Below are 12283 nucleotides of genomic sequence, written 5' to 3' on the forward strand. Positions count from 1 at the left end.
GTCGGCGGGCGAAGGCCACGAAAGGACACGAAAAGCGGGCGCGGCCGTCCTCGGCCCGCTCCCGCCTTCCGTGTCCGTCCACCCACTCGGGGGCGGGCGGTCAGCCCTCTCTGGTCCCGTCGTACATCTCCTCGATGAGGTCCTTGTACTCGCGCTCCACGACGGGCCGCTTCAGCTTGAGGCTGGGCGTGAGCTCGCCGTGCTCGATGTCGAGGTCACGCGGCAGCAGCCGGAACTTCTTGATGGTCTGCCAGCGCTGGAGCCCCTCGTTGAGGCGGTCCACGTAGCCCTGGATCATCTTCTGGGCCTCCGCGGTCGCCACGACCTCGGCGTACGGCCTGCCGCCGAGTCCGTGCTCCTCGGCCCAGCCGAGGAGGGCGGCCTCGTCGAGGGCGATGAGCGCCGTGCAGTAGTTCCGGTCGGCGCCGTGGACGAGGATGTTCGAGACGTAGGGGCAGACCGCCTTGAACTGGCCCTCGACCTCGGCCGGGGCGATGTACTTGCCGCCGGACGTCTTGATGAGGTCCTTCTTGCGGTCGGTGATGCGCAGGTAGCCGTCGACGGACAGCTCGCCGATGTCGCCGGTGTGGAACCAGCCGTCGGACTCCAGGACTTCGGCGGTCTTCTCCGGCAGCCCGTGGTAGCCCTCCATGATGCCCGGGCCGCGCAGCAGGATCTCGCCGTCGTCGGCGATGCGGACCTCGGTGCCGGGCAGCGGCTTGCCGACGGTGCCGGTGCGGTAGGCCTCGCCCGGGTTGACGAAACTGGCGGCGCTGGACTCCGTGAGGCCGTACCCCTCCAGGATGTGGATGCCGGCGCCGGAGAAGAAGTAGCCGATGTCGGGCGCGAGGGCGGCCGAACCGGAGATCGCGGCGCGCAGCCGGCCGCCGAACGCCTCGCGGAGCTTGGAGTAGACGAGCGCGTCGGCGACCTTGTGCTTGGCGGTGAGGCCGAAGGGGGCACTCGCGGTGCCGGTGCGGCGGAAGTTGTCCTGGGCGACCTTGGCGTACTCGCGGGCGACCTCGGCCGCCCACTTGAAGATCTTGTACTTGGCGCCGCCGCCGGCCCGCGCCTTGGCGGCGACCCCGTTGTAGACCTTCTCGAAGATGCGCGGCACGGCGGCCATGTAGGTCGGCTGGACGACCGGCAGGTTCTCGATGATCTTGTCGACGCGGCCGTCGACGGCGGTGACGTGCCCCACCTCGATCTGGCCGGAGGTCAGCACCTTGCCGAAGACGTGCGCGAGCGGCAGCCACAGGTACTGCACGTCGTCCCCGGTGATCAGGCCGGTCGCGGCGATGGCCTTGGCCATGTAGGACCAGTTGTCGTGCGGCAGCCGCACCCCCTTGGGGCGGCCCGTGGTGCCGGAGGTGTAGATGAGGGTGGCGAGCTGCTCCTTGGCGATCGCCCCGACCCGCTCCTTGACGGCCTCCGGGTGCTTGTCCAGGTAGTTCCGGCCGCGCTCCTCCAGGTCGGCGAGGGAGAGCACCCAGCCGTCGGGGTCCGCCCCGTCCGCCTCCACCCCGCTCGGGTCGATGACGACGACGTGGGCGAGGTGCGGCAGGTCGGTGCGCTTCTCGCGCGCCTTGGCCAGCTGGCCGGCGTCCTCGGCGATCAGGACGCGGCTGGCGGAGTCGGCGAGGATGTACGCGGACTCGTCGGCGTTCGTCTGCGGGTAGACGGTCGTGGTCGCGGCGCCGGCGCACATCACGCCGAGGTCACTGAGGATCCACTCGACCCGGGTGGCGGAGGCGAGCGCGACACGCTCCTCCGGCTGCACGCCGAGGTCGATCAGGCCGGCGGCGATGGCGTAGACGCGGTCGGCGGCCTGCTGCCAGCTGAGCGACTTCCACTCGTCGGGACCCTGGCCGGACGCAGCGGGCACCGGGTACCGGTAGGCCTCCGCGTCCGGGGTTTTCGCTACCCGCTCAAGGAAGAGGGACGCCACGGAGGGCGGTCGGTTCTCGATCAGGGTCTGGGTGTCGCTCACGGCGTCCTCCGGGCGGCTTGCGGCAGGGCTGCACGACGGGATGATTGTTTAACTGGCGAGTAACCCTCGGGCGGGATCAGGTTAGAGCGCCACCGTCCGCCACGTAAGGGGCTACGGCCCGGCGGTTCATACCCGCTTCATAACGACTGTGCGCTGTCTGTGCGGGTTGTGGGGCCCGCCCGGAGGCCCTACGGAGCCGCACGGACGCGCAAAAGCGCCCGTCCGTGAACGAACGGGCGCTTCGGCGGTGCGCCGCGGTGGCGGTGCGGGCCGCTGCGGTCCCGGCGCCGGTGCGGGCCCGGCGCCTGCGTGCTGTGGCCGGTGCGGGCCGCCGGCGGCGGCTCCGGAGGCGCTGCCGGCCGGGGGCCGGCGTGCCGTGGCCGGTGCCGCCGGGGGCCACTGCCGGCCGGGAGCCGGCGTGCCGGGGGCGGCTCCGGAGGCGACGGCTACTTCTTGCTCTTGCCGCCCGCGGAGTCGTCGCTGGACAGCACCGCGATGAAGGCCTCCTGCGGGACCTCGACGGAGCCGACCATCTTCATCCGCTTCTTGCCTTCCTTCTGCTTCTCCAGCAGCTTCCGCTTACGGGAGATGTCACCGCCGTAGCACTTGGCGAGGACGTCCTTGCGGATGGCGCGGATGGTCTCGCGGGCGATGACGCGCGAGCCGATGGCCGCCTGGATCGGCACCTCGAACGCCTGGCGCGGGATGAGCTCGCGCAGCTTGGCGACGAGCCGCACGCCGTACGCGTACGCCGCGTCCTTGTGCGTGATGGCGGAGAAGGCGTCGACCTTGTCGCCGTGCAGCAGGATGTCGACCTTGACCAGGCTGGACGCCTGCTCGCCGGTGGGCTCGTAGTCGAGGGAGGCGTAACCGCGGGTCTTGGACTTCAGCTGGTCGAAGAAGTCGAAGACGATCTCGGCGAGCGGGAGGGTGTAGCGGATCTCGACCCGGTCCTCGGAGAGGTAGTCCATGCCGAGCAGCGTGCCGCGGCGGGTCTGGCACAGCTCCATGATGGAGCCGATGAACTCGCTGGGGGCGAGGATCGTGGCGCGTACGACCGGCTCGTACACCTCGCTGATCTTGCCCTCGGGGAACTCGCTCGGGTTGGTGACGGTGTGCTCGGTGCCGTCCTCCATGAGCACGCGGTAGACCACGTTGGGGGCGGTGGCGATCAGGTCCAGCCCGAACTCGCGCTCCAGCCGCTCGCGGATGACGTCCAGGTGGAGCAGGCCGAGGAAGCCGACGCGGAAGCCGAAGCCGAGGGCGGCGGAGGTCTCCGGCTCGTAGACGAGCGCGGCGTCGTTGAGCTGGAGCTTGTCCAGGGCGTCGCGCAGCTCGGGGTAGTCGGAGCCGTCCAGCGGGTACAGCCCGGAGAACACCATCGGCTTGGGGTCCTTGTACCCGCCGAGGGCCTCGGTGGCGCCCTTGTGCAGGGTGGTGATGGTGTCACCGACCTTGGACTGCCGGACGTCCTTCACACCCGTGATCAGGTACCCGACCTCACCCACTCCGAGGCCGTCCGCCGGGAGCATCTCCGGGGAGTTCGTCCCGATCTCCAGCAGCTCGTGGGTCGCGCCGGTGGACATCATGCGGATGCGCTCGCGCTTGTTGAGCTGGCCGTCGATGACACGTACGTAGGTGACGACACCGCGGTACGAGTCGTAGACGGAGTCGAAGATCATCGCGCGGGCGGGCGCGTCGGCGACGCCGACCGGGGCCGGCACGTCCTGGACGACGCGGTCGAGCAGCGCCTCGACGCCCATGCCGGTCTTGGCCGAGACGCGCAGCACGTCGTCGGGGTCGCAGCCGACCAGGTTCGCCAGCTCCTCGGCGAACTTCTCCGGCTGGGCGGCCGGAAGGTCGATCTTGTTGAGCACCGGGACGATGGTGAGGTCGTTCTCCATCGCCAGGTAGAGGTTGGCGAGGGTCTGCGCCTCGATGCCCTGGGCGGCGTCGACGAGCAGGACGGTGCCCTCGCAGGCCGCGAGCGAACGGGACACCTCGTACGTGAAGTCGACGTGCCCGGGGGTGTCGATCATGTTGAGGATGTGCGTCCGGCCCTGGCCGTCGCCCGTGGTGGGCGCCCACGGCAGACGGACGGCCTGGGACTTGATCGTGATGCCGCGCTCGCGCTCGATGTCCATGCGGTCGAGGTACTGAGCGCGCATCTGCCGCTGCTCGACCACACCGGTCAGCTGGAGCATCCGGTCGGCGAGGGTCGACTTGCCGTGGTCGATGTGCGCGATGATGCAGAAGTTGCGGATCAGCGCCGGGTCGGTACGGCTCGGCTCGGGCACGTGGGTAGGGGTCGCGGGCACGCAGGGTCCTGATTCTCGAGACGCTGGCGTCTCTGCTCGGGTCGACGTCGGATCGATACGTAGGTTCCATGGTCCCACGGACGGGGACGGGCGCTCGGTTTGGGCCGCTCGGACGGCGACTGGTAGCCTGGGCAGCTGTGTCTCGTAGCCCTCTCAGCCTCGGGGCACACCTCTCAGAAATCCTTACGAACCTGAAAAGGCTCTTTCGTGGCGAACATCAAGTCCCAGATCAAGCGGAACAAGACGAACGAGAAGGCGCGCCTGCGCAACAAGGCCGTCAAGTCGTCGCTCAAGACCGCGATCCGCAAGGCCCGTGAGGCTGCCGCCGCGGGTGACGTCGAGAAGGCCACCGTGGCCGCTCGCGAGGCCTCCCGCAAGCTCGACAAGGCCGTCTCGAAGGGTGTCATCCACAAGAACGCCGCCGCCAACAAGAAGTCGGCGCTGGCTGCCAAGGTTGCCACCCTCCAGGGCTGAGCTCCTCCTTCTGATCTGACCGCCGGAAGGGACCCAGCGGGCCCTCTCATCCGCTCCTGACCGGCACCCCCGAGCTTGTACGCGGCCTGCGTTCGCCACGCGGGTACGAGCTCACCCTGTACCACCCGAAGGCCCCGGCCCCGTTCTTCCCCAGAACGGCCGCCGGGGCCTTCGGCATGCGGGCGGACGGCTGCCCTGGTCCTCCCGGTATGCCGGCGGCCACCTGGGCGCACCGGGGGCGGCGGGGGCTTGGCGCGGCACGCGGCGACCGGGCGTGGCGGGGTGCGGGCATGGGGGCTACGGGGCACGACGGGGCACCGCCACCGGCCATGGCGGGCTACGGCGCGTGGCGAGGCACCGCCACCGGGCATGGCGCCCCGGCCGTGGGCAGCAAACACGGGAGCGGGCCGCGCGGCGTGTTCAGCAGAAGAGGGCCGACACGGGGAACCAGCGCGGGAGCGGCCGCGCGAGGTGTCAGCGGCGGGAGCGGGCCGCGCGGGCGATGGTGACGACCGCCTTCTCCAGGGCGTACTCCGGGTCGTCGCCCCCGCCCTTGACTCCCGCGTCCGCCTCCGCGACGGCACGCAGCGCGACGGCGACGCCGTCCGGCGTCCAGCCGCGCATCTGCTGGCGCACGCGGTCGATCTTCCACGGCGGCATGCCGAGCTCGCGCGCGAGATCGGCGGGCCGCCCGCCCCGCGCGGACGACAGCTTGCCGATCGCCCGCACCCCCTGCGCCAGCGCGCTGGTGATCATGACGGGGGCGACGCCCGTGGCGAGCGACCAGCGCAACGCTTCGAGGGCCTCGGCCGCCCGGCCCTCCACCGCCCGGTCGGCGACGTTGAAACTGGACGCCTCCGCACGGCCCGTGTAGTACCGGCCGACGACCGCCTCGTCGATCGTGCCCTCGACGTCGGCGGTGAGCTGCGACACCGCGGACGCGAGCTCCCGCAGATCGCTGCCGATCGCGTCGACGAGCGCCTGGCACGCCTCGGGCGTCGCCGACCTGCCGAGCGCGCGGAACTCGCCGCGTACGAACGTCAGGCGCTCCGCCGGCTTGGTGGTCTTCGGGCACGCGACCTCCCGCGCCCCGGCCTTGCGCGCCGCGTCCAGCAGTCCCTTGCCCTTGGCGCCGCCGGCGTGGACGAGGACGAGGGTGATCTCCTCGGCGGGCGCGCCGACGTACGCCTTGATGTCCTTGACCGTCTCGGCGGAGAGGTCGTGCGCGTTGCGCACCACCAGCACCTTGCGCTCGTCGAAGAGCGACGGGCTCGTCAGCTCGGCGAGCATGCCCGGCTGCAGCTGCTCGGCGGTCAGGTCACGGACGTCCGTGTCGGCGTCGGCGGCTCGGGCCGCCGCCACCACCTGCTGCACCGCACGGTCCAGGAGGAGATCCTCCTGGCCCACGGCGAGGGTGACGGGGGCGAGCGGGTCGTCGGTCGCGTTCTTTCTGGTGGCCATCGCGCACCAGCATCGCACGCGCCACCGACAGCTCCGCTCGTCCGGCCGTCCCCACGGCTCCTCCTGCCGGCCGTCCCTACGGCTCCTCCCGCCAGCCGTCCCACTCGGCCGCGAACGCGTCCAGCTCGGCCGCTGCGAGCCGGCCCTCGGGATCCTCGACCACCACGAGCCACTGCGCGTCCTCGGCGTCGTCCTCACCGGCCAGCGCGTCGCGCACCAGCTGCGGCTCCTCGTCCGTGCCGAACCGGTCGGCGAGCGCCTCGGCCACCTCCTCCGCCGCGTCCCGGTCGGGCAGCACCAGCACATGTCTCACATCGCTCACCTCACCATTGTTCAGTCCTCCCGTCCGCCGGCCGACCCCGGGTCCGCCGCTCCGTCCCGGGCCGTGGCCCGCAGGCCGGGGCCGGTACCGGCGACCGCGATCGGGCCGTCCCGGTCCGTGCGCAGCACCACCGCTCCCCCGTCGCGCAGGGCGCCGACCGTACGCGGCGAGGGGTGGCCGTAGTCGTTGTCCCGGCCGGCCGACACCAGGGCCAGCCGCGGCCTGACACGGCTCAGCAGGCGCGGGTCCTGGTGGGCCGAGCCGTGGTGGGCGACCTTCAGCACGTCCACCGGCGGCAGATCCGGGTGGGCCCGCAGCAGACCCCGCTGGGCGGGCGGTTCGAGATCGCCCAGGAGCAGCAGGGTCGTCCCCGAGGCGGTACGGACGAGCAGCGTGACGCTGGCGTCGTTCGCCTCCTCGGGGCCGGGCCCCGGCAGGGCACCCGGCCAGAGCACGCGCCACTCCAGCGGCCCGGCCCGGCGCCGCTCCCCCGGGGCCGGCCGGATGACGGGCACGCCCGCCGCGCGGGCCGTCCGGTGGACGAACGCGGCCTGTCCCGCGGGCTGCTGGAGGTCGGTGGTCTGGATGGCGGCGACCTCACGGCCGCGCAGCACCCCCGGCAGCCCGGCGACGTGGTCGGCGTGGAAGTGCGTGAGCACTACGAGCGGCACCCGGCTGATGCCCAGATCGCTCAGGCACCGGTCGACGGGGCCCGGGTCGGGACCGGCGTCGACCACCACGGCCGCGCCGCCGCCCGCCGAGAGCACCGTGGCGTCGCCCTGGCCCACGTCGCACATCGCGTACACCCAGCCCGGAGGCGGCCATCCGGTGACGAACCTGCTCAGCGGCGGCGGCCGCACCACCGCGACCAGCAGCAGCGTGGCGCACCCGGCGGCCACCCAGGGGCGGTACGGCAGCCACCGGCCCAGCAGGACGCCGGCGCAGGTGACGGCGGCGAGCAGCAGCCCGCCCCGCCAGCCGCCCGGCCAGTCGGTCTGCGCGCCGGGCAGCGCGGCACCGGCCCGGGCGACGGAGGCGATCCACCCGGCCGGCCATCCCGCGGCCTCAGCGAGCAGCCGCGCGACGGGCATCGCCACGGGCGCCGTGGCGAGTGCGGCGAAGCCGAGCACGGTGGCGGGGGCCACCGCCAGTTCGGCGAACAGGTTGCACGGGACCGCCACCAGGCTGACCCGGGCCGCGAACACGGCCACCACCGGTGCGCACACCGCTTGGGCGGCAGCCGCCGCGGCCACCGCCTCCGCGATCCGCGGGGGCACCCGGCGCCGCCGCAGCGCGGTGCTCCAGCGGGGAGCGAGGGTGAGCAGGGCTCCGGTGGCCAGCACGGAGAGCAGGAAGCCGTAACTGCGGGCCAGCCACGGGTCGTACAGCACCAGGAGCAGCACCGCGGCGGCCAGCGCGGGGATCAGCGACCTGCGCCGCCCCGTCCCGATGGCGAGCAGGGCGATGGCCCCGCAGGCAGCGGCGCGCAGCACGCTGGGGTCCGGCCGGCAGACCACGACGAAGGCGAGCGTGAGCGCCCCGCCGGCCAGCGCCGTGCCCCGCAGGCCGATCCCGAGGCGGGGCGCCAGACCGCCGCGTTCCGCCCGCAGCGCGGCGCCGGGCGGCCCGATGAGCAGCAGCAACACGACGGTGAGGTTGCTGCCGGACACCGCCAGCAGATGTGTCAGATCGGTCGCCCGGAAGGCGTCGTGGAGGTCGGGCGGCACCCGTGAGGTGTCCCCCACGACCAGTCCGGGCAGCAGGGCCCGGGCGTCCGGTGCCAGCCCGTCCGTCGCGGTGCGCAGCCCCGCCCGCAGCCTCCCGGCGGTCCGCTGGAGCGCGTTCGGCCCCGCGGTGACGAACGGCGGTGCGCCGCCCACGCGTACGACGGCCGCGAAGCGGTCCCCGGTGCGCTGCGGCGGGGCCAGCCGCCCGGTGGTGCGCACGGTGGTGGACGGCAGCAGCCGCTGCCACCCGCGGCCGGTGGGGGCGATCAGCAGGACGGGCGTGCGGATCCTGGTGACGGTCCCGCCGGTTCCGGCGAGGCGCGTGGCCTCCCCGTCCAGGACGACGGACCCCACTCCCGCGGGGCCCCGCCCGCGTACGGGGCGCGGGTCGGAGGTGACCGTCACGTCCAGGGTGACCCGCGCGTACTGCTGTGCCAGTCCGGGCAGCGGTCCGCGCCGCAGGTCGGCACCGTGGAACCCGGCCGACGCGGCTCCCGCGGCGCCGCAGAGCAGCACCATGGCGCAGGCCGTGGCGATCCCCCGCCACCGCCCGTAGGGCGACGGGTGTCGGGGGCTCAGGCGGCCGGCCGCCAGAGGGGCGAGCAGCGCCGTCGCCCCCGCGATGCCGAGCGACACCGCCATGGCGGTCCGGTGTCCCGGTGCGCCGATCGCGACGGCCGCCGCGCACCACGCGGCCAGGGCCGGCGGTACCAGCCGCAGATCCGTGGGGCCCTCCTGCCGCGGGTCGGCGGCGCCCAGCCGGTGACCTGACGCGGCGTGAACCGCGGCACGTGCGGGGTTCCTCGCGCCCGTCATGGCCGTACGAGGGGCTGGAGGTCGGCGAACCGCCGGTCGCCGATCCCGTTGACCTCACGCAGTTCGTCGACCGACCGGAACCCTCCGTGCCGCGTGCGGTAGTCGATGATGTGCTGGGCCAGCACGGGCCCCACGCCGGGCAGCGCGTCCAGTTGTCCGGCGGTGGCGGTGTTGAGGGCGAGCGGCGCACCGGGCGCCGGGCCGTGCTGACCGGCGGTGCCAGGCCGGCCGGCGGAGCCGGGTCCCGGGCCCGCCGGAGCCGGTGTGACGCCCACGACCACCTGCTCCCCGTCCATCAGCACCCGCGCCCGGTTCAGCCCGGTGACGTCCGTTCCCGGCCGGACACCGCCCGCCGCGCGCAGGGCGTCCGCCACCCGCGATCCGGCGGGCAGCCGCAACACCCCCGGCCGCCGCACCTTTCCGCTCACGTCGACGACCACGGCCGCGGGCACGGGTGCCGCGCGGGGCCCGTCCGCGCCGGCCGGGACGGCGGCGGCCGAGACGGTGACAGCCGGTTCCGCCGCCCCGACCACCTCGGGCGCCCGCACGGACTCCGGCCGCCCCAGCCAGAAGTGCCGCCCGGCCAGCACCGCCGCCACGACGAGGACCACCGCGAGCGCGGCCAGCGCCCTGGGCTCCACGCCGCACCGCAGCTGCAGCCAGAGCGGCAACCGCTCGCGGACGGCCGGCCACCACCGCTCCCGCGGCGCGGACACCTCCCGCGGGGCATCCCCCGCGTCGAGCCCGCCCCCAGCAGCAGGAACCGAGGCGGCCACCGACACCGGCGCACTCACAGACGCGGCCACAGGCCCCGCCGCAGACGCAGACGCAGACGCAGGCGCCGCCGCACGCCCGGCCACAGGCCCCGGCACCGCAGCCGGCGCGCTCCCGGGTGCCGGCTCAAACGCAGGCCCCGCCGCAGACGCAGACGCAGGCCCCGGCGCCGCCGCACGCCCGGCCACAGGCCCCGGCACCGCCACCCGCGCACTCCCGGGCCCCGGCGCTGCAGCAGGCGCCCCTTCCGGTGCCGGCGGCGGATGGGTCGCATGCGGCCCCGGTCCCGCGAAGAGCGCCTCGGCCCGCTGCCGCACGGTGTCACCGGGGTCCGGGACCGGACCCGGCGCCCCACCCGGGCCTGGATCCGGACTCGGACCCGGACCCGGGCTCTGTGCGGCGGGCCCCGCCACGCCCGCCGCGTTCCCGGCCGTACGGACGCCGCCCGCCCGTCGCCGGACGCGGCCTCGGGCGGAGAAGCGGTCGCGGATCCTCCCGTCGGAACCCGCGGCGCGCCCGGGTCCGCTCGTCCTCGATGCCGATGTGGTCACGGAGTGTGTTCGGTTCGCCATGCCGCCCTACGGTACGCACAGCTGACCGAACCCGGGCGACCCCGACTGAATCAGTGGATAACACGGGAGTTGTGGAAAAACGGGTCACTCGGACGAGTGATCGCGTCCCTCACGCACCGTCACCGGGCGGAGACCACGAGCCCCAGCAGCCCCGGCCCGGTGTGCGCACCGATCACCGCGCCCACTTCGCTGACGTGGAGGTCGGCGAGGCCCGGGACGCGTACGCGCAGCCGGTCCGCCAGTGCGGCGGCCCGCTCGGGTGCGGCCAGGTGGTGCACGGCGATGTCCACCGGTCCGGCGCCCGCGCGCTCGGCGGCGATCTCCTCCAGACGGGCGATCGCCTTCGACGCCGTGCGCACCTTCTCGCGCAGCTCGATCCGGCCGCCCTGGAGCTCCAGCAGCGGCTTGACGGCGAGCGCCGAGCCGAGCAGCGCCTGGGCGGCGCCGATGCGGCCGCCCCGGCGCAGGTAGTCGAGGGTGTCGACGTAGAAGTAGGCGGAGGTGCCCGCGGCGCGCTTCTCGGCCGCGGCGACCGCGTCGTCCAGCGTGCCGCCCGCCTCCGCCGTCCCGGCGGCCGCGAGGGCGCAGAACCCGAGCGCCATGGCGACCATGCCGGTGTCGACCACCCGCACCGGTACCGGCGCCTCCTTCGCGGCCAGCACCGCCGCGTCGTACGTCCCCGAGAACTCCGCCGACAGGTGCAGCGAGACGATGCCGTCGGCGCCGCGTTCCGCGGCCGCCCGGTACGCTGCCGCGAACGTCTCCGGGCTCGGCCGGGACGTCGTCACGGAGCGCCGCTTCTGCAGGGCGAGGGCGAGCGAGCGGGCCGAGATCTCCGTGCCCTCCTCAAGGGCCCGGTCACCGAGGACGACGGTCAGCGGCACCGCGGTGATGCCGTGCCGTTCCATCGTCTGCGGCGGCAGGTAGGCCGTTGAATCGGTGACGATCGCGACATGGCGGGACATGACCGGGAGGTTACCCGCAGGGGGCGTGCCACGGCAGCCCGCCCCCGCCCGCGTGATCGGTTCGGGTCAGTCGGTGGTCTCGGGACGCGTCGTCTTCTGCCACGGGTAGGAGTGCGGCAGGCGCGGGTCGCGGGCCGTGATCGCCGGGCGCTCGGCCGGGGCCTCGTCGGCGCCGTGCCGCGCGCCGGAGGCCGTGTCCGGCTCCCGGACGCCCGCGCCGTCGGAGCTGCCCGGGCGGCTCCGCTCCGAGGACTCTCCGGCTGCCGGCTCCGGCCACGCGAAGTCGTCCCGGCCGCCGGACTCCTCGGGCCAGGGGCGCAGTGCGCCCGCTTCGATGTCGATCTGGGCGCTCAGGGTCGCCAGGTCGTCGTCCGCGAACTTCCGGGCGCGGTCGCGCGCCGCCCACCGCAGCGAGTCCGCCGCGTGCGTGATGCGCTCGGTGCGCTCCCGCAGGTCGCCGAGCTGAGCGGCGACCCTGGCCCGGTCCGGGTCCCGCTCCATCCGCTTGAGGTCCTCGTCGAGCTCGTGCCCGTGCGCGCTCAGCCGCCGGAACAGCTCCAGCGACTCCCTGAGCGAGGCGTCCTCAGCCGCGCCCGCCTCCAGCGCGTCCTGCGTGGCCCGCATCGACGTGCGCAGCGACAGCCGCAGTTGTGCCAGTTCGCCGCCGACGCCGCCCTGTCCGTAGCTCTTGGCCCGCAGCGTCGTGTCCTCGACGGTGCGCCGCGCCTGGGTGATGGTGCGGTCGACCCCGCGCTTGGTGGCCTTGACCGCCTTGACCGTCGCGTACACGCCCAGGGCGACGAAGGCGACGAAGAGCAGCGCCAGGATCAGGATCGCGGCTTCCATGAAGTCCCCTCGGTATCG

9 protein-coding genes are annotated in these 12283 nt (G+C 74.1%); 1 reads left to right on the forward strand and 8 read right to left on the reverse strand.

Going from position 1 to position 12283, the window contains the following annotated elements; translation table 11 throughout:
- Window positions 1-100: 100 nt before the first annotated feature.
- Together ACIA79_RS01860 and lepA are read right to left on the reverse strand one after the other, a co-directional pair.
- Window positions 101-1990 carry an AMP-dependent synthetase/ligase gene (locus ACIA79_RS01860; protein ID WP_399426039.1) on the reverse strand — a complete coding sequence of 630 codons (1890 nt, stop codon included), beginning with the start codon at window positions 1988-1990 and terminating at the stop codon, window positions 101-103.
- A gap of 446 nt (window positions 1991-2436) precedes the next feature.
- Window positions 2437-4308, reverse strand: a complete 1872-nt coding sequence (gene lepA, locus ACIA79_RS01865; RefSeq protein ID WP_399426042.1) for a translation elongation factor 4 — start codon at window positions 4306-4308, stop codon at window positions 2437-2439.
- 207 nt (window positions 4309-4515) lie between these two features.
- Here lepA and rpsT point away from each other — a divergent pair, with 207 nt between their 5' ends.
- Window positions 4516-4782: a 30S ribosomal protein S20 gene (rpsT, locus tag ACIA79_RS01870; RefSeq protein ID WP_399426044.1), complete on the forward strand. Its 267-nt coding sequence runs from the start codon at window positions 4516-4518 to the stop codon at window positions 4780-4782.
- Window positions 4783-5256: 474 nt separating this feature from the next.
- Here rpsT and holA read toward each other — a convergent pair whose 3' ends face one another.
- The 6 genes from holA to ACIA79_RS01900 all read right to left on the reverse strand — a co-directional run bounded on the left by holA (window position 5257) and on the right by ACIA79_RS01900 (window position 12265).
- Entirely contained in the window at window positions 5257-6243 is a 987-nt protein-coding gene (gene holA / locus ACIA79_RS01875) for a DNA polymerase III subunit delta (protein WP_399426046.1), read from the reverse strand.
- Window positions 6244-6319: 76 nt separating this feature from the next.
- Window positions 6320-6565: a hypothetical protein gene (locus tag ACIA79_RS01880; RefSeq protein ID WP_399426048.1), complete on the reverse strand. Its 246-nt coding sequence runs from the start codon at window positions 6563-6565 to the stop codon at window positions 6320-6322.
- An 11-nt stretch (window positions 6566-6576) separates the two neighbouring features.
- A complete protein-coding gene (locus ACIA79_RS01885; RefSeq protein WP_399426050.1) occupies window positions 6577-9108 on the reverse strand; it encodes a ComEC/Rec2 family competence protein in 2532 nt (843 codons plus the stop codon).
- Window positions 9105-9824, reverse strand: a complete 720-nt coding sequence (locus ACIA79_RS01890; RefSeq protein WP_399426052.1) for a helix-hairpin-helix domain-containing protein — start codon at window positions 9822-9824, stop codon at window positions 9105-9107. The genes ACIA79_RS01885 and ACIA79_RS01890 overlap by 4 nt, the downstream gene beginning before the upstream one ends.
- Window positions 9825-10573: 749 nt before the next feature.
- Window positions 10574-11419, reverse strand: a complete 846-nt coding sequence (locus ACIA79_RS01895) for a DegV family protein (RefSeq protein ID WP_399426054.1) — start codon at window positions 11417-11419, stop codon at window positions 10574-10576.
- Window positions 11420-11485: 66 nt separating this feature from the next.
- On the reverse strand, window positions 11486-12265 hold the full coding sequence (locus ACIA79_RS01900; protein ID WP_399426056.1) for a hypothetical protein: 780 nt from the start codon (window positions 12263-12265) through the stop codon (window positions 11486-11488).
- Between the last annotated feature and the right edge of the window lie 18 nt (window positions 12266-12283).

The organism is Streptomyces sp. NPDC051310, from assembly GCF_044455245.1.
Taxonomy (GTDB): domain Bacteria; phylum Actinomycetota; class Actinomycetes; order Streptomycetales; family Streptomycetaceae; genus Streptomyces.

Excerpts from the sequence above, each read along its gene's own strand:
- ACIA79_RS01900 (WP_399426056.1), bottom strand. The coding sequence starts at position 12,265 with ATGGAAGCCGCGATCCTGATCCTGGCGCTGCTCTTCGTCGCCTTCGTC.
- ACIA79_RS01895 (WP_399426054.1), bottom strand. The coding sequence starts at position 11,419 with ATGTCCCGCCATGTCGCGATCGTCACCGATTCAACGGCCTACCTGCCG.
- ACIA79_RS01885 (WP_399426050.1), bottom strand. The coding sequence starts at position 9,108 with ATGACGGGCGCGAGGAACCCCGCACGTGCCGCGGTTCACGCCGCGTCA.
- holA (WP_399426046.1), bottom strand. The coding sequence starts at position 6,243 with ATGGCCACCAGAAAGAACGCGACCGACGACCCGCTCGCCCCCGTCACC.